The organism is Streptomyces sp. NPDC058985 (assembly GCF_042740985.1).
In the GTDB taxonomy this organism is placed as follows: domain Bacteria; phylum Actinomycetota; class Actinomycetes; order Streptomycetales; family Streptomycetaceae; genus Streptomyces.
In genome coordinates this window covers 1-17,227 of record NZ_JBHYJX010000054.1, presented here as the reverse complement: position 1 = coordinate 17,227, position 17,227 = coordinate 1, and the positions used below count along the sequence as shown (strand labels likewise).

General features: G+C 73.3%; 16 protein-coding genes. 3 read left to right on the top strand and 13 right to left on the bottom strand.

Features of this window, described 5'->3' with window-relative positions; all coding sequences use genetic code 11:
• Nucleotides 1-75: 75 nt before the first annotated feature.
• The 9 genes from ACFW01_RS33040 to ACFW01_RS33000 form a co-directional block, all read right to left on the bottom strand.
• On the bottom strand, nt 76-894 hold the full coding sequence (locus ACFW01_RS33040) for an RNA methyltransferase (RefSeq protein WP_234958328.1): 819 nt from the start codon (nt 892-894) through the stop codon (nt 76-78).
• Between the two features lies 1 nt (nt 895).
• The gene (gene cobA / locus ACFW01_RS33035; protein ID WP_234958329.1) at nt 896-2,128 is read right to left on the bottom strand and encodes a uroporphyrinogen-III C-methyltransferase; all 1,233 of its coding nucleotides are present in this window, start codon (nt 2,126-2,128) and stop codon (nt 896-898) included.
• 204 nt (nt 2,129-2,332) lie between these two features.
• Complete coding sequence (gene cobT, locus ACFW01_RS33030; RefSeq protein WP_384509823.1) at nt 2,333-5,884, bottom strand: nicotinate-nucleotide--dimethylbenzimidazole phosphoribosyltransferase; 3,552 nt, start codon at nt 5,882-5,884, stop codon at nt 2,333-2,335.
• 347 nt (nt 5,885-6,231) lie between these two features.
• Nucleotides 6,232-7,452 (bottom strand): precorrin-6y C5,15-methyltransferase (decarboxylating) subunit CbiE, encoded by a 1,221-nt coding sequence (gene cbiE, locus ACFW01_RS33025; protein ID WP_384509820.1) that lies wholly within the window; start codon nt 7,450-7,452, stop codon nt 6,232-6,234.
• Nucleotides 7,453-7,567: 115 nt separating this feature from the next.
• Nucleotides 7,568-8,206 carry a GNAT family N-acetyltransferase gene (locus ACFW01_RS33020; protein ID WP_384509817.1) on the bottom strand — a complete coding sequence of 213 codons (639 nt, stop codon included), beginning with the start codon at nt 8,204-8,206 and terminating at the stop codon, nt 7,568-7,570.
• Between the two features lie 156 nt (nt 8,207-8,362).
• Entirely contained in the window at nt 8,363-9,190 is an 828-nt protein-coding gene (locus ACFW01_RS33015; RefSeq protein WP_384509814.1) for a MetQ/NlpA family ABC transporter substrate-binding protein, read from the bottom strand.
• A 69-nt stretch (nt 9,191-9,259) separates the two neighbouring features.
• A complete protein-coding gene (locus ACFW01_RS33010; protein WP_161327554.1) occupies nt 9,260-9,994 on the bottom strand; it encodes a methionine ABC transporter permease in 735 nt (244 codons plus the stop codon).
• Nucleotides 9,991-11,037, bottom strand: a complete 1,047-nt coding sequence (locus ACFW01_RS33005; RefSeq protein ID WP_384509810.1) for a methionine ABC transporter ATP-binding protein — start codon at nt 11,035-11,037, stop codon at nt 9,991-9,993. The genes ACFW01_RS33010 and ACFW01_RS33005 overlap by 4 nt, the downstream gene beginning before the upstream one ends.
• A gap of 436 nt (nt 11,038-11,473) precedes the next feature.
• Nucleotides 11,474-12,124 (bottom strand): HAD family hydrolase, encoded by a 651-nt coding sequence (locus ACFW01_RS33000; RefSeq protein WP_384509807.1) that lies wholly within the window; start codon nt 12,122-12,124, stop codon nt 11,474-11,476.
• Nucleotides 12,125-12,219: 95 nt separating this feature from the next.
• Here ACFW01_RS33000 and ACFW01_RS32995 point away from each other — a divergent pair, with 95 nt between their 5' ends.
• Both ACFW01_RS32995 and ACFW01_RS32990 read left to right on the top strand, forming a co-directional pair.
• Entirely contained in the window at nt 12,220-12,579 is a 360-nt protein-coding gene (locus ACFW01_RS32995; protein ID WP_161327551.1) for a hypothetical protein, read from the top strand.
• Between the two features lies 1 nt (nt 12,580).
• Nucleotides 12,581-12,997 (top strand): hypothetical protein, encoded by a 417-nt coding sequence (locus ACFW01_RS32990; RefSeq protein WP_234958408.1) that lies wholly within the window; start codon nt 12,581-12,583, stop codon nt 12,995-12,997.
• A 26-nt stretch (nt 12,998-13,023) separates the two neighbouring features.
• On the opposite strand, the gene ACFW01_RS32985 is transcribed toward ACFW01_RS32990, so the two are convergent.
• The 3 genes from ACFW01_RS32985 to ACFW01_RS32975 all read right to left on the bottom strand — a co-directional run bounded on the left by ACFW01_RS32985 (nt 13,024) and on the right by ACFW01_RS32975 (nt 15,326).
• Nucleotides 13,024-13,521 (bottom strand): GNAT family N-acetyltransferase, encoded by a 498-nt coding sequence (locus tag ACFW01_RS32985; RefSeq protein ID WP_234958409.1) that lies wholly within the window; start codon nt 13,519-13,521, stop codon nt 13,024-13,026.
• Nucleotides 13,522-13,578: 57 nt separating this feature from the next.
• On the bottom strand, nt 13,579-14,076 hold the full coding sequence (locus ACFW01_RS32980) for a sigma-70 family RNA polymerase sigma factor (protein ID WP_384509804.1): 498 nt from the start codon (nt 14,074-14,076) through the stop codon (nt 13,579-13,581).
• 74 nt (nt 14,077-14,150) lie between these two features.
• Nucleotides 14,151-15,326 (bottom strand): glycerophosphodiester phosphodiesterase, encoded by a 1,176-nt coding sequence (locus ACFW01_RS32975; protein ID WP_384509801.1) that lies wholly within the window; start codon nt 15,324-15,326, stop codon nt 14,151-14,153.
• Nucleotides 15,327-15,818: 492 nt separating this feature from the next.
• Between ACFW01_RS32975 and ACFW01_RS32970 the strand changes: the two genes are divergently transcribed.
• Complete coding sequence (locus tag ACFW01_RS32970) at nt 15,819-16,490, top strand: 1-acyl-sn-glycerol-3-phosphate acyltransferase (protein ID WP_122617250.1); 672 nt, start codon at nt 15,819-15,821, stop codon at nt 16,488-16,490.
• 140 nt (nt 16,491-16,630) lie between these two features.
• Here ACFW01_RS32970 and ACFW01_RS32965 read toward each other — a convergent pair.
• Nucleotides 16,631-17,227 (bottom strand): MFS transporter (locus ACFW01_RS32965; RefSeq protein ID WP_384509798.1); only part of this gene is annotated, 597 nt, incomplete at its 5' end.

Below are 17,227 nucleotides of genomic sequence, written 5' to 3'. Positions count from 1 at the left end.
GCGAGAGCCCGTGCCGGGCGTCGCGGGGCTGGGGGCGCCTCCCGGCCGGAGGCCAGAGGGGAGGACTGTGCGGACCTACGCCGTGGGCCGGCCCACCGTCACCGCGTAGAAGGCGACCGCCGCCGCCGCGCCCACGTTCAGGGAGTCGACGCCGTGGGACATCGGGATGCGGACCCAGGTGTCGGACGCGGCCAGCGCCCGGCGGGACAGGCCGTCGCCCTCGGCGCCCAGCATGAGGGCCACCCGGTCCATGCGGTGCGGGGCGACCTCGTCGAGGGGCTCGGCCCGTGCGTCCGGCGTGAGGGCGAGCAACGAGAAGCCCTCCTCGCGGACCGTCTCCAGGCCGGCCGGCCAGGTGGCGAGGCGGGCGTAGGGCACGGAGAAGACCGCGCCCATGGAGACCTTCACGCTGCGCCGGTACAGGGGGTCGGCGCAGTCCGGGGAGAGCAGGACCGCGTCCATCCCGAGGGCGGCGGCGGAGCGGAAGATCGCGCCGATGTTGGTGTGGTCGTTGACCGACTCCATGACCACGACCCGCCGGGCGGTGCGCAGCAGGTCGGCGGTGGCCGGGAGCGGCCGGCGCTGCATGGAGGCGAGGGCTCCGCGGTGGACGTGGTAGCCGGTGACCCGCTCGGCGAGCTCGGGGTCCACGACGTACACCGGGGCCGGGGCCTCTTCGATGACGTCGCGCATGGTGTCGACCCACTTGGCGGACAGCAGCATCGAGCGCATCGCGTAGCCCGCCTCGCCGGCCCGCCGGATGACCTTCTCGCCCTCGGCGATGAACAGGCCCTCGGCGGGTTCGCGGCGACGGCGCAGCTCGACGTCGGTCAGGTTCGTGTAGTCGTGCAGGCGCGGGTCGCCGGGGTCGTCGACGGTGACGATGCCGCCCATGTCAGACCGTCCCGTGCGGGCCCACGCCGACGACCTCGCCGACGACGATGACGGCCGGGGGCCTGACGCCCTCGGAGACGACCCGGTCGGCGACGGTGGCGAGGGTCGCGTCCACCCGGCGCTGGGCGGCCGTCGTGCCCTCCTGGACCAGGGCGACCGGCGTCTCGGGGGACCTGCCGTGCGCGACGAGGGTCTCGGCGATCCGGCCGATCTTGTCGACGCCCATGAGGATCACGAGGGTGCCGGTCAGCTTGGCGAGGGACGCCCAGTCGACCAGGGAGCGCTCGTCGTCGGGGGCGACATGGCCGCTGACCACGGTGAACTCGTGGGCGACGCCGCGGTGGGTGACCGGGATGCCGACCGCGCCGGGCACCGAGATGGAGCTGGAGATGCCGGGGACGACGGTGCACGGGATGCCCGCCTCGGCCAGCGCCTGCGCCTCCTCCATGCCCCGGCCGAAGACGAACGGGTCGCCGCCCTTCAGCCGGACCACGGCCTTGCCCTGCTTGGCGTGCTCGATCAGCGCGTTGTTGATGGCCTCCTGGGCCATGAAACGGCCGTACGGGATCTTCGCGGCGTCGATGACCTCGACGTGCGGCGGCAGCTCGGCGAGCAGGTCGCGCGGGCCGAGCCGGTCGGCGATGACGACGTCGGCCTCGGCGAGCAGGCGGCGCCCCCGGACGGTGATCAGGTCCGGGTCGCCGGGACCGCCGCCGACGAGGGCGACGCCGGTGGCGCGGGTGCGCTGGTGCGGCGCGACGAGCGTCCCGTCGCGCAGGCCCTCCACGACCGCGTCGCGGATGGCGGCGGTGTGGCGGGGGTCCCGGTCGCGCGCGTCGGTGGTGAGCACGGCCACGGTCACCCCCGCGCTGTGGCCGGACGCCGGGGTCCATGCCGTGGCCCGGTCGGCGTCGTCGGCGCGGACACACCAGACGCGGCGCCGCTCGCCCTCCGCGGAGGCGGCGGCGTTGGCCTCGGCGTCGCTGGTGGCGATCAGCGCGTACCAGGCGTCCGTGAGGTCGCCGTCCGCGTACCGGCGTCGCTCCCAGGTGAGTTCGCCCGCGTCCACCATCGCCTCGACCGACGCGGTCGCCGAGGGGGAGACGAGCAGGACGTCGGCGCCCGCCGCGATCAGCGCGGGCAGGCGGCGCTGGGCGACCTGACCGCCGCCGAGGACGACCACGCGACGGCCGGTGAGGCGGAGGCCTACGGGGTAGGCGGGGTGTTCGGCCATCAGGGTGGGCTCCTCGTCCTGACATGCGGTGGGCGCTGCGGCGGTGGAGCGGCCCTGACGTGGGGATACGTGCGGATTGTAAAAGACGTGCACGGGCGGCACGAGGTCGGTCCAGCGTACGGCCGGGCCGGGCAGGTGGCGGGACGGTGGCGACGGATCTCCCGCCGCCCCTTCCCGCCCCGCCCCGTCCGGCGCGTCGCGGTGCTACTTCTCGGTGACCCCGGCCGAGTCGAAGGTCGCCACCTCGTGCATCGCGCGCGCGGTGCTCTGCACCATCGGCAGGGCCAGCAGCGCGCCGGTGCCCTCGCCGAGGCGGAGGTCCAGGTCGACCAGGGGACGCAGGCCGAGCTTGTTGAGCGCGGCGACGTGTCCCGGCTCGGCGCTGCGGTGGCCCGCGATGCAGGCCGCGAGGACCTCGGGGGCGATCGCCCGGGCCACCAGGGCGGCGGCGCCGGCGCTGACCCCGTCCAGGATCACCGGCGTGCGCAGGGAGGCGCCGCCGAGGAGCAGGCCGACGATGGCGGCGTGCTCGAACCCTCCGACGGCGGCGAGGACGCCCAGCGGGTCGGCCGGGTCCGGCTGGTGGAGTTCCAGCGCACGGCGGACGACCTCGGTCTTGCGGGCCAGCGTCTCGTCGTTGATGCCGGTGCCGCGGCCGGTGACCTCGGCGGGGTCGGCGCCGGTGAAGACGGAGATCAGCGCGGCGGACGCGGTGGTGTTGGCGATGCCCATCTCGCCGGTGAGCAGCGCCTTGTTGCCCGCCGCCACCAGGTCGCGGGCGGTCTCGATGCCGACCTCGACGGCCTGCTTGGCCTCCTCGCGGGTCATCGCGGGGCCGGTGGTCATGTCGGACGTGCCGGCCCGGACCTTGCGGGGCAGCAGGCCGGGCGTCGCGGGCAGGTCGGTGGCGACGCCGACGTCCACGACGCAGACCTCGGCGCCGACCTGGGTCGCGAACGCGTTGCAGACCGCTCCCCCGCCGAGGAAGTTGGCCACCATCTGGGCCGTGACCTCCTGCGGCCAGGGGGTGACGCCCTGGGCGTGCACTCCGTGGTCGCCGGCGAAGACGGCGACGGCCGCGGGCTCCGGGATGGGCGGCGGGCACTGCCGGGAGAGTCCGGAGAGCTGGGCGGAGATGATCTCCAGCATGCCGAGCGCTCCGGCCGGCTTGGTCATCCGCTTCTGCCGCTCCCACGCCTCGCCGAGCGCCTTGGCGTCCAGCGGGCGGATCTGCGCGACGGTCTCGGCGAGCAGGTCGTGCGGCGCCTCGCCGGGCAGGGCGCGACGGCCGTACGTCTCCTCGTGCACGACCCAGGACAGCGGGCGGCGCTTGGACCAGCCGGCCTGCATCAGTTCGGGCTCGTCCGGGAACTCGTCGACGTAGCCGACGCACAGGTAGGCGACGACGTCCAGGTGCTCGGGCAGGCCCAGGGCGCGGACCATCTCGCGCTCGTCGAAGAAGCTGACCCAGCCGACGCCGAGGCCCTCGGCACGGGCGGCGAGCCAGAGGTTCTCGACGGCGAGCGCGGAGGAATACGGCGCCATCTGCGGCTGGGTGTGCCGGCCCAGGGTGTGCCGGCCGCCGCGGGTCGGGTCGGCGGTGACGACGATGTTGACCGGGGTGTCGAGGATGGCCTCGATCTTCAGTTCCTTGAACTGCTTGGCCCGGCCCTTGGGGAGGGACTTCGCGTACGCCTCGCGCTGACGCATCGCCAGTTCGTGCATGGCGCGGCGGGTGTCGGCGGAGCGGATGACGACGAAGTCCCAGGGCTGCGAGTGGCCCACGGAGGGCGCGGTGTGGGCGGCCTCCAGGACGCGGAGCAGCACCTCGTGCGGGATGGGGTCGCCGCGGAAGCCGTTGCGGATGTCACGGCGCTCGCGGATGACCTTCAGTACGGCCTCGCGCTCGGCGTCGTCGTAGGCGGGGGCCGCGGGTCCGGCGGACCGGCGTCCGTCCTGGGGCGCCGTCTGTTCCGAGGCGGGCACGGCGGCGTCGGCGAGGTCGTCCTGGTCGGCGGCGTGGGTGTCCAGGTCGTCGGCGTTCTGGGCGAGGCCCGGGTCGGCCTCGCGGGGGGCCGGGACCGCGGGGTCCGTCGCGGGGTCCTCGGTGCCGGGCTCCGCGGCCAGGCCCTCCGGCGGGAGGACGAGTGCCTCCGGCGGGGTGGGGGCGAGGTGCGGGGTGGTGGGCACGGGAGCACCGTCGACCGGCAGGAACTGGCCGACGGAGTCGTCGGGCTGCGGTTCCTGGGCGACGGGCGCCTGTTCGGGCCGGGGCTGCTCGACGGTGGCGGCGACCGGAGTCGCGTCGGTCTCCGAGGTCTCGGGCGGGGCGGGGAACACGGCCACGTCCTGGGGCACGTCTTCCTGCGGGGCGTCCGGGGCCTGTTCGGCGGTGGGGTGGGCTTCGGGGGCGGGCTCGGCGGGCGGTCGCGCGGCGGACACGACGTCCGGGTGCGCGGGTGCCGAATCCTGCGGTACGGCCTGCGGTACGGGGGGTGCCTGCGGCTCGGGCTGCGGCACCTCCTCCTGCTGCACCGGTGCGGGCGGTTCGGTGGCCACCGGAACCTCCGGGGCCGGGGCCGGGGCCGGGGCAGGGGCAGGGTCGGGCTCGGTGACCTCGGGGGCGGGGTCGGCTGCCGGGACGGGCGGCGCGGGCATGTCCGGGACCGGGGCGTCCGGGGCGTCCTGGATCGCGGGAGCCTCGGCCGGCGGGGCCTGGGACGCGGGAGCCTCGGCGGACGGGGGTTCTTCCCACGCCGCCGGTTCCTCGGGAGCCGACGGCTCGGAGACCGCGTCGGCCTCGTCGGCTCCTTCGACCTCTTGGGCCTCTTGGGCCTCTTGGGCCTCTTGGGCCTCTTGGGCCTCGTCAGGTGCCAGGGCCATGGGCTCCGTGGCGACCGGGTCGGGGGCGGACTCCGTGGCGACCGGCTCGGGAGTGGGCTCCGCCACCACCGCATCGGGGGCGGGCTCCGTGGCGACCGGCTCGGGAGTGGGCTCCGCGACGACCGGCTCGGGCGCGGGCTCCTCCGACGGGACGGGTACGTGGCCCACCGGCGCGGAGGACTCCTCGCCGGACTCGCCCTCGGGCGCGCCCGTTCCGGCCGTCGCCGCGACGGCCTCCGTGGCGACGCGCGTGACGAGCGCCTGGGCCGCGCCCACCGGCTCGGATGCCTGCTCCGGTACCGGAATAACCGTTTCCGCATGCCCCGCCGCGGCGCTCACCGGCGCCTGCGCGGTCTGCGGCTCGCCCTGCGCTCCCCAGGGCGCGGCGGCCTGCGGAGGCGTCGCGGCGGCCTGCTGACCGTCGAGGTACTCCGGGCCGGCGGGCGGCGGTCCGGAGTGCCGTACCGGAGCGTCGGCCGGGCCGCGGTCGGCGAGGGAGCGGACCGGGCTGGCCGAGGTGTCGGGAATCGGCGGGCCGAGGTGCAGGGGCCTGCGCGGCTGGACGGGGGCGGTCGCGGGGTCCTGCGCCGGATCGGGCAGGCGGACGCCATTGAGGTCGACCGAGCCGCTGTCACGGCCGGACAGCTCGTGCGGGCCCGGCTGGTGCACGGTCTCGACGACCGGCTCCGGCGCGGGCGGCGCGACCTCGTTGCCCCATGCGCCCTGGGCTCCCGGCAGCAACAACAGGTCCTCGTCCTCGGTTTCGGCCTCGGAGAGGTAGGTGTACGCGCCGGGTGCGGGGACGCCCGGCTGCTCCACCATGCCTGCGTTCTCCGGCAGCCCCTCGCCGGGGATCTGGCCGGTGTCGGTCATGCGTAACCCCTCGCCCATCGGTTAGTGCTTCTACGACCAGCTCACCCGGGGCGGCGCACCGACCGCCCCACAGTGAAGAACGAGCGTGCGTGCCCAGCGGCACGAACGACCCGCAGGAAAAGACGACAAAGCCATTGAGTGGCATTGTCGCGGTCGTTCCCCCGCCACGACAGCTTGATCCGCGACGGCCCGCTGTGGACTGCGCCACGTTGCGCGTCCTCCGGTTCTGCCGTACCACACCCGGCCCGGAAGGTGCGGGTTTTTGCGGACATCGGCCGACGAAGTGCCGGGTGTCCGAGTGCGGTACAACAATCCGCCAGCCTACCCCGCGCGGTATGAACAACCGATCACGGGGCGCGGTCCAGACGGACCCCGCTGAGCAGGAACGCGACGCTCCGCTCCGTCTCCGTCCAGGCCCGGGTGTCCAGTCCGACGGACTGGAGCAGGGCGCACTCGACCCGGTACCCGTGCTCCGTCAGGTCCCTGCCGACGAGTTCGGCCGCGTCACGGGTCGCGGCGTGCGCGACGATGCGCTGCGGGCGCCGGTCGGCGACCGCGGAGACCACGGCCGCTCCCCCGCCGCCGACGCGGACGACGTCGGGTTCGGGCAGGTTCTCCAGGACGTGCGGCGCGGTGCCGTGCACGAGCTGGAGCTGGACGCCGAAGTGGCGTGCGGTGGCCTCGGTGCGGGCGCAGGCGTCGGCATCGCGGTCCACCGCGATGACGGCGGCGCCGCCGCGTGCCGCCTCGATGGCGAAGGCACCGCTGCCGGAGCCGATGTCCCACACCAGATCGCCCGGGCGGGGTCCGAGCCTGGCGAGTTGGGCCGTGCGCAGCAGGTCGGTCTCACCCTCGCCCAGCGGGCCGGCGTACGCCTCGGCGGGCAGGGACCAGCCGCGCGGTCCGGCGGCGGGGTCGCGGCCGGCGATCCAGCCGGCGCCGTCGGGGACCGCGCCCGGTCCGACGCTGCCGCCGGCCACGATGACGACGTTCGGGTCGCGCCAGGTGTGGTCGGCGGCCTTGTCGGAGGTGACGACGGTGACCCGCTCGCGTGTGGTGCCGAGTTCCTCGCAGATGACGAAGGTGCGGTGGACGCCCTCCATCAGCAGGCCGAGTTCGGCGGGCCCGGCGCCCGGGGAGGTGAGGACCGCGACCTTGGTGTGCGCCCGGCATACGTTCACCGCGCGTCGCAGGGTGCGGGGGTGGGCGACGACCACATGGGCGTCGTCCCAGGGCATCCCGGCGCGGGCGAAGGCGGCGGCCACGGAGGAGACGGCGGGGACGACCTCCACCTCCAGGCCGAACTCGGGCGCCCGCAGGGTGCGTACGACGCCGAAGAAGCCGGGGTCGCCGTCGGCGAGGACGACGGTCGTGCCGCGGTGGGCGGCGATGCGCCGGGCGGCGAGGGCCACGCTGCCGAGACGGATGCGCTCGGCGGTGGGCGGTACCTCGGGAAGTGCCAGGTGGTGGGCGGCGCCGGCCACCAGAGTGGCGGCACCCAGTGCGGAGCGTGCCGCGGCGGTCAGCGGTGAACCGTCCCAGCCGATCACCGTGACACGGTCGGCCATCGTCGTCAGTCTCCAGGCGTTTCGCAGGTCGTGGTTGCTGAACCATGCGCGGGCGCGCCCCGTGAGGGTACCCGCTGCGGCCCGGTCGCGAAGCGGCGGCGTCGGCCCCCGGGGGTCAGTTCCAGTCCGTGAAGGCGGTGAAGTCGCCGTCGTCGGTGAGCTGCCCGGACCCGCCCTCCAGGTCCTCCGGCAGCAGGCTCCACACGATGAAGTCGGTGCGTACGTCCGTCCAGAGGCCGTCCTCGGTGCGGACCCGCGCTATACAGGCGTTGCGCAGGACTCCCTCGCTGATGCAGCCGATCTTCTGGGCGACCTGCTGGGAGGCGGTGTTGTCGGCCGCGGTGCGCAGCTCGAGGCGTTCGAACTTCTGGTCGCCGAAGAGCCACTGGGCGGTGGCCAGGGCCGCCTCGGAGGCGTATCCCTCGCCGCGCGCCCAGGGGGCGACGATGTACGACAGTTCGGTGGACCGGACGTGCCAGTTGGTCTTGGTCAGCTGGACGACGCCGACCAGCCGCTGGGTGAGGAACTCGGTGACGGCGAGGTCGAGGCCGCGGCCGGCGGTGCGCTCGGCGGGGGCGTGGTCGCCGATCCAGGTGCGGGCGCCGTCCTCGGTGAAAGGCTGGGGGACGTGGGTCCAGGCGGCGACCTGCTCGTCGTTCATCATGGCGGCGAGGGCGGGGACGTCGTCCTCGTCGAGGGGGCGCAGCACCAACCGCTCCGTGCTGATGGAGATGTTGGGGAAGGTGCTCGTCATGCGCCGCTCCGTAACCTGTGTAACCGTCAGGGCCTGCTCGAACTGCCCAGCATGCAGCATGAAAGCACGCAACCGCACCACCGGGTCCGCTCCGCGCGTGCGGAGCGGACCCGGTGCGGGACGCGCTGTTCGGATCGGGACCGGAGCAGCGACCGATCAGAACGAGGGGAGCACGGACCCGGCGAAGTTGTCCTCGATGTACTTCTCGACCTCGGGCGAGGTGAGGAGCTTCGCGAGCTTCTTGACCCGCGGGTCGTCCTCCTGGCCCTCCTTGACGACGAGGAGGTTGACGTTCGGGTTGTCCTTGGCGGACTCCAGGACGAGGGCGTCCTTGGCCGGCTTGAGGTCGGCTTCGAGGGCGTAGTTGCCGTTGATGACCGCGGCGTCGACGTCGTTCAGGGAGCGCGGGGTCTGGGCCGCCTCCAGCTCCTTGAACTCGAGGTTCTTCGGGTTCTTGGTGATGTCGGCGGTGGTGGCCGAGTTGCCCGCGCCGTCCTTGAGGGTGATCAGGCCCTCCGAGGCGAGCAGCTGCAGCGCGCGGGCCTCGGTGACGGTGTCGTTGGGCAGGGCGATGGTCGCGCCGTTCTTCAGGTCGCCGGCCTTGTCGGCCTTGTGGGAGTACAGGCCGAGCGGCTCCAGGTGCACCGAGGCCACGGACTTCAGGTGCGTGCCGTTCTTCTTGTTGAAGTCCGCGAGGTAGGGCTCGGTCTGGAAGTAGTTGGCGCCCACCGAGCCGTCCTCCGTCGCCGTGTTCGGCATGACGTAGTCGGTGAACTCCTTGACCTCCAGGTCGAGGCCCTCCTTCTGCGCCAGGTTGTCCTTGACGTAGGTGAGGATCTCGGCGTGCGGGAGGGGCGTCGCGGCGACGACCAGCGGGCCGGAGGTGTCGGAGGCGGAGTCCTTGTCCGAGCCGCAGGCGGAGAGGCCGAGGGTGAGGGCTCCGGCGGCGAGGACGGCGGTGGTGATCTTGGCGGTGTTACGCACGAAAAGTGCCTTTCCTGAGGTGGTGCGACCCCGTCACGGGTACAACGGGGAGTCTTTGGGAGGGGCGGGTCAGGCGACCTTGCCGATGTCGGCGGCGGCCGGCTCCTTCGCCTTGAGCAGCCGGAGCCTGGGGGCGGCGCCGCCGCGCCCGCGGCTGTGCAGGGTGCGGGCCGCGTAGTCGCCGGCGAACTGGATGAGGGAGATGACGACGGCGAGGAGCGCGACGGTGATCCACATCAGCCCGGTCTCGAAGCGCTGGTAGCCGTAGCGGACGGCGAGGTCGCCGAGGCCGCCGCCGCCGACGGTGCCGGCCATGGCCGAGTAGCCGATGAGCGCGATGACCGTGGTGGTGGTGCTGGCGATCAGGGACGGGAGCGCCTCGGGGACCAGGACCTTGCGGACGATGGTCCAGGTGTTGCCGCCCATGGACTGGACGGCCTCGACGAGCCCTCCGTCGACCTCGCGCACGGCGGTCTCGACGAGGCGCGCGAAGAACGGGATGCCGCCGATGGCGAGCGGCACGATCGCGGCCTCGCTGCCGATGGTGGTGCCGGTGACCCAGCGGGTGAAGCTCATCAGCGCGACCATCAGGATGATGAACGGCATCGAGCGGCCCACGTTCACGACCTGGCCGACGACCTTGTTGACCACGACGTTCTGGAGGAGTCCGCCCCGGTCGCTGAGGACGAGCAGGACACCGAGCGGGAGTCCGGCGACGACGGCGATCAGGGTGGACCAGCCGACCATGATCAGGGTCTCCCAGGAGGCCTGCTCCAACAGGGGCTGCATCTCGGACCAGGTCACTTGGCACCTTCCTTCACCAGCGCGGACGGCGCCTCGCTCGTCGCGTTCACCACGTCGATCTGGAGGCCCTGCTCGCGCAGGAAGCCGACGGGCACGACGTTGTCCTCGTAGCGGCCGGGCAGTTCGATGCGCATCCGGCCGACCTGGAGGCCGCCGACGGTGTCGATCGCGGCGCCGAGGATCGATATGTCGATGTTGTAGGTGCGGGAGAGCTGGGAGATGACCGGCTGGGTGGCGGCCTCGCCGTGGAAGGTGATGTCGAGGACGGTGCGGTCGTCGGCGGAGGCGTCGCCGCCGACCGGGAAGAGCGCGGCGGCCAGTTCGGAGCCCGGGGTGGCGAGGAGTTCGCCGACGGTGCCGGACTCGACGACGCGGCCGTGTTCCATGAGGGCGGCGGAGTCGCAGATCGTCTTGACGACGTCCATCTCGTGGGTGATGAGCAGGACGGTCAGACCGAGCTGCTGGTTCAGGTCGCGCAGCAGCTGGAGGATGGAGCGGGTGGTCTCCGGGTCGAGGGCGCTGGTGGCCTCGTCGGAGAGCAGCACCTGGGGGTCGCCGGCCAGGGCGCGGGCGATGCCGACGCGCTGCTTCTGGCCGCCGGAGAGCTGGGCGGGGTAGGCACCCGCCTTGTCGGCGAGGCCGACGAGGTCGAGCAGTTCCAGCGCCTTGCGGGAACGTTCCTTCCCGGACTTGCCGAGGATCTCCAGCGGCAGTTCGACGTTGTCCCGCACGGTCCGCGCGGAGAGCAGGTTGAAGTGCTGGAAGACCATGCCGATTCGGCTGCGCGCCTGCCGCAGTTCGCGGCTCGCGCGGGGGCCGCGTCCGGCCAGCGCGGTGAGGTCCTGACCGGCGACGGTGACCGTGCCGGCGGTGGGACGCTCCAGGAGGTTGACGCAGCGGATGAGCGAGGACTTGCCGGCGCCGGACTGGCCGATGACGCCGTACACCTCGCCCTCGCGGACGTGCAGGTCGACGCCGTCCAGGGCGGTGACCTCGCGGCCGCGTGAGCGATAGACCTTCGTGAGGCCCGATGTGGTGATCACGTGGGTTTCCGTCACTGTCGAGTGCGCGGCGCGGTGGTGGGCGCCGGGCACGGGGCGTTGTTCTTCGGGGGCTTGGGGTCCTTCGGAACGCGGCACGTTCTCGCGGTGGCGGTGCGACCCGGCTGACCGGGGAGAAACGTGTGCGCGGGGCGTGGCTCAGCCGCGTGCGCGGGGCGCGGTGGCGGTCATGAGCGGCGCTCGCTTCGGGGCGCGAGGCTCAGGTGGTGCAGGGGCCCTCTAGAAGGCGCACATTCGACACGTGCGAGGAGCGACGCGGCACATACAACGAGCACCGGGCGTCATCGTCGCCTCGGTCGCAGGGGTGCGGTCGCTCGTCGTGCTCATGCGATCAGTAAAGCAGACGTGTGCTCGTGACCGGACGCCGATGTCCGGATGGTGGACACCGGTGGACGGTGGGTGGCCGCGGGCGGGTGGATCAGCCCCGGACGACGATCTCGATGCCCGCGTCGGTGACCAGTGGGGACAAGGCCGACAGGTCGGTGACCACCAGGTCGGCCTCGAGTTCGCCGGGCCGGTGGGTTGTGGCCAACGCCACGGTCCGCATCCCGGCGGCGCGGCCGGCCCGGAGACCGGCGGGGGCGTCCTCGAAGACGACACAGTCGGCCGGGTCGACGCCCAGGACGCGGGCGCCCAGCAGGTAGGGCTCGGGGTCGGGCTTGCCGCGTGTGACGTCGTCGGCGGCGACGAGGTTCTTGGGGAGGATGCCGACGGCCTCCAGCCGGGCCTCGGCGAGCCGCCGGGTCGCGGAGGTGACCACGGCCCAGCGGTCGGCGGGCAGCGCGTCGAGGAAGTCCCGGGTGCCGGGCAGCAGTCGTATGCCGCCGTTCGGCACGTCCTCGACCTCCAGCTGCTCGATTCGCGCGACGGCCTGCGGCACCGCGTGGGCGGGGAGCAGGTCGGCGGCTATCTCGGCGGCGGTCCGGCCGTGCAGCTCGACCCGCGCGAATTCCTCCGCGGTGATCCCGTACTCGCCGGCCCACCGCGTCCAGCAGCGGCCCACGGATTCGAGGGAGGAGACTAGGGTTCCGTCGTTGTCGAACAGCAGGGCCTGTGCGTGGAGCTTCATGCCCCCGACCCTACGGGTCCGCCGCGGGCCGGTGCCGGGTGCGGCGGGCGGGGCCGGGGACGGCGGGCCTTTTGGGCCGTAATAGGCTCGCTGCCATGCTTGACGCCCTGACGCTGGTGACCGCCGTCGCCGCGCTGCTGCTCGCCGCCTGGTGCGGCTGGGCGGCCTACCGTGACCAGCCGACCAAGGACTGGCACTTCATCGGCATGGCCGTGGTCTCGCTGCTGGCGCTGGTCCAGCTCGTGGTCGGGATCGTGCAGCTGGCGCGGGGCGAGGAGCCGGACCAGGGCACGACGATCTTCGTGGCGTACCTGCTGGGCGCCTTCGCCTGCGTCCCGGCGGCGGGGTTCATGTCGCTGGCCGAGCGCACCCGCTGGGGCTCGGTGACGGTGGCCGCGGGCGGCGTCGTCCTCGCCGTCCTGGAGGTGCGGCTGTATGACATCTGGGGAGGCTGACGTGGTGGCCACGGAGGAGAAGCCGGCCGGTGCGCGGCTGATCAGCGGGCCCGGGATCCTGCTGGTGTGGCTGTACGGCGTGATGGTGGTCGGCGCCGTGTCCCGCTCCGCGTACCAGATCGCGACCGAGTTCGACCGGGCGCCGCTGCCCTACACGCTGTCCGCGCTGGCGGGTCTCGTGTACGGGTTCATCACCTACACACTGGTGCGCGGCGGCGAGACGGCCCGCAGGGCGGCGGTGGTGTGCTGCGCCGCCGAGCTGGTGGGCGTGCTGACGGTCGGCACCTGGACGATGGCGGACCCGTCCGCCTTCCACGACGCGACCGTGTGGTCCGACTTCGGGATGGGCTACCTCTTCATTCCCGTGCTGCTGCCGCTGTCCGCCCTCTACTGGCTCCGCCGGGCCCGCACCGCGTAACGCCGTCGCACGGTCCCGGCGGTGCGTCAGGCGGTGGTGGCGTACGCCTGGGCGGGCTTCTCCAGGACGATCATGGGGACGCCGTCGTCACCCTGGGCGGTGCCCACCGTCTCGTAGCCCACCCGCCGGTACAGCCGCAGGCCGCTCTCGCTGCGGTGTCCGGTGTGCAGGCGGAAGCGCTTGGCGCCCCGCTCGTCGGCGAGGGCGGCCTCGGCGGCGCGCAGCAGGCGGGCTCCGATGCCGTGTCCCTGGAGCCGGGGATGGACGCACAGCTTGCCGATGGCGGCGGCGCCCTCCTCGCTCACCCGGCCGCGCACCGAGCCCACGACCTCCTCGCCGAGCCGCGCCACGTAGACGCAGTCGGAGGCGACCTCGGCGCGCACGGAGTCCAGGGTCTGGACGAGCGGGTCGATGCGGTAGTTGCCGTACAGCGCAGCCTCGCTCTGGAAGCAGAGGTACTGCAACCGGAAGATCTGCTCGGCGTCCTTTTCGGTCGCCGCCGAGATGGTCACGCTCATGCCCATGTGCGCATGCCTCCCGCTCACCTGATCACCTGTGGTCCCCCACTCCTATCCCCGTCCTCAGCGGGCCGCAACCTCCGGCGTCAACAATCGCCGCAGACATCCCAGACATCGGGAACGTTCCGGGCCAAGGCTGCCCTGTGAGATACCCAACTCCCCCGCGATCTCCCGGTAGGTGAGGTCTCTCGGCGACAACAGCGCCTCCATCAGCCGGGGGCAGCGGCCGGGCAGCCGGCCCACCGCGTCGCGCAGGGCGCGGTGCCGGGCGGCGGCGAGGGCGAGTTGCTCGGGGTCGTGCTCGGCGTCGGCACCGGCGGGCTCGGTGTCGTACGGCCGCTCGTGCCGGGTCGTCCGGCGGATACGGCGGGCCTCGGTGCGGACGGCGCGGCGCAGCCAGCGGTGCGGGTCGGCGGGCGGGCCGTCGGCCTCCACGCGTTCCAGCAGGCGCAGCCAGACCGTCTGTTCGAGGTCGCCGGGCTCGGCCCCGGACGCAGGTGCCTCGGCCGCGGCCTCGGCGGTGAGCAGGGGGCTCAGGGAGGTGACCAGGTCGTGCGTCATATGCACGTCGACGCGGCCGCCCGGGCGGCGGGTTGCCCGGACGGCCGAAGCTCACCCCAACCGGGGGCGGACGCTCAGTCGTTGACGAAGTCCTCGCGGGCCAGCACGCCGGTGTCCGGGTGGTCGGTGAAGATGCCGTCGATGCCGGTGGCGAAGTACGTGCGGAACGCCCCGAAGACGTCGCCGTAGGCGTCGGGGTCACCGCCCTTGCGGAACTCGGCGGGCAGGAAGGGGTTCTCGTTGCGCATGGTGTAGGGGTGCAGGATCAGGCCCGCTCGGTGCGCGTCGCGGACCAGGGTCGTCGGTTCGGTGAGCCGGCCCGCGGAGTCCTTCGGGATGATCAGGTCGAGCGTGGGGCCGATGCCCTGCGCGTAGGAGGCGATCTCCTTGAGGCCCTTCGGCGTGATCAGGTCGGCGGTGGTGCGCGGGTCGCCGGTCTCGACGAAGTCCCAGGGGCGGCTGTTCGCGCCGGACAGCAGGACGGCGAGGGGGTTGCCGACGAGCCTGTTCATCCGCTGGATGCTGGTGGGTTCGAAGGACTGGATGACGACGGGCGAGTTCTTGCGGTCCTTGCCGTACTTGCGCAGCAGCCGCGCGAGGCGCTCCTCCGTGCCGAGGCCCAGCTTGCGGAAGTAGGTGGGGTGCTTGAGTTCGGGGTAGATCCAGACCTGCCTGCCCCGCCTGCGGGTCTGCTCGTTCTGCCAGCGGAGCACCTCTTCGAAGGTGGGGATCTCCCAGCGGCCGTCGTAGAGGGTGTTGTGCGGGCGGTTGGCCGGGATGCGCTCGGTCGCGCGGAGCGTCTTCAGCTCGGCGAGGGTGAAGTCCTCGGTGAACCAGCCGGTGGTGGAGACGCCGTCGAGCAGCTTGGTGCGCTCGCGGTCGGCGAACTCGGGGTGGTCGGCGACGTCGGTGGTGCCGCCGATCTCGGGCTCGTGGCGGCAGACGAGGTGGCCGTCCCTGGTCGGGACCAGGTCACCGGCCTCGACGATGTCGGCGCCCATGTCGAGGGCCAGTTCGTAGGAGCCGAAGGTGTGCTCGGGGCGGTAGCCGCTGGCGCCGCGGTGGCCGATGACGGTCGGGACGGGCAGGTCCCCCAGGCCGCCGCCGTGTCCCCCGCCGTGCCCGGTGCCGGCGGCTCTCGCCGTGCCGGACAGGCCGAATACGGCTCCGCCCGCGCCGAGCACCGCCGCTCCGAGGAGCGCGCGCCGTCCGGTGCCGCCCGCCTGCTCGTCCGACTCCTGCGTTCCCATCAGGGCCTCCTGCTGTCGACGTCGGTGCGGGCCGATCGTAGGGGCGCGTACATGACGAGTGGGAGACCGTGGCCGGAACACGCGGGTGCGGGGTGATGTCGTACGCGATACGCGCGTGACGCCTCGGGCCCCTGGGAGTGGTGGGCGCGAATGGCTGACGGGCCGTCGGCTTGAGGGCGGTCCGCGAGGGTACTCGATGTCACACGGGTCGGGGGCGTGGCTTCGGCGGCGCGCCTCGTACGGTGCGGGCGGCGCCCGTGCTTCGATCCGGGCCGGGTCGGCACACCGGGACTGGCGGCACACCGGTCTTGGGGCGCGACCTGCCTCACACCGGCGTGAGGCGTTACCGCCGCGCAACACGACGGCACCGCAGGTGAACACGCGTCAACACCGCGTAAGACCCGGGTGACCCGAGGTGCGTGACCCCCTGGGCCGCGAGTAATGTCCTCACCTGCACAGACTCATACCGCATCCCCGACACCGGAGGACCCGTTGTCCCGCTTCGCGCTCATCAAGGCAGTGCTCGGCCCGATCATGCGCCTGATGTTCCGCCCACGGGTGGAGGGCGTGGAGAACATCCCGGGCGACGGACCGGTGATCCTGGCCGGCAACCACCTCACCTTCATCGACTCGATGATCCTTCCGCTGGTCTGCGACCGGCAGGTCTTCTTCATCGGCAAGGACGAGTACGTCACGGGCAAGGGCTTCAAGGGCCGCCTGATGGCCTGGTTCTTCACCGGTGTCGGCATGATCCCGGTCGACCGCGACGGCGGCCGGGGCGGTGTCGCGGCGCTGATGACCGGGCGCCGGGTGCTGGACGAGGGCCGCGTCTTCGGCATCTACCCGGAGGGCACCCGCTCCCCCGACGGCCGCCTCTACCGCGGCCGCACCGGCATCGCGCGGCTGACGCTGATGACCGGCGCGCCCGTGGTCCCGTTCGCCATGATCGGCACCGACAAGCTCCAGCCGGGCGGCGCGGGGCTGCCCCGGCCGGGCAAGGTCACGGTCCGCTTCGGCGAGGCGATGGAGTTCTCCCGCTACGAGGGCATGGACCGCGACCGCTACGTCCTGCGCGCCGTGACCGACTCCGTGATGACCGAGGTCATGCGGCTGTCGGGCCAGGAGTACGTGGACATGTACGCGAGCAAGGCGAAGGCGGCGTAGGCCTCCGGCGGACCGACGGGGAAGACGGCACGCCCTCGGCGGAGCCGTCCTCCACCGGGCGCCGCGGGAGCCCCGCACACCACGCAACGGCGAGCCGCACCCCAGGGTGTGGTTCGCCGTTCCGGGTGTCCGTGCCGGGGCTACGGGTGTTCCGCCCCGTCCTCCAGGCGCTGGCCCCGGAGGAGGAACCAGGAGGCCACCGCGGCGGCCAGGAGGACCGCGGCGCCGACGCCGGCCGCGAGGGTCAGGCCGTCGACGAAGGCCTGGCGGGCGGAGTCCAGGAGCGCCCCGGCCGTGTCGGCGGGGAGACCCGCGGCGGCCTCCACCGCGCCGCCCAGCGACTCGTGTGCCGCCGCCGGAGTGCCCGCCGGACCGGTGAAGTCGCGGTAGACGCCGGTCACGATGGAGCCGAGCACCGCGATGCCGAGCGCGGCGCCGAGTTCGTACGCCGTCTCGGAGACCGCGGAGGCGGCGCCCGCCTGTTCCTTGGGCACGCTGGAGAGGATCACGTCGGCGGTGACGGTGAACGAGAACCCGGCGCCGACGCCGACGACCAGGAGGGCCGCGCCGAGCAGCGGGTAGCCGGTGTTCTGCCCGATGACGGTCAGCGCGGCGAGCGCGAGGCCGACGGCGGCGAGCCCGCCGGCGACGACGGCACGGACCGAGAAGCGCCGGGCCGCGCGGCCCGCCATCAGACCGGCGACCACCGCACCCACGGCGGCCGCCAGTTCGGCCCG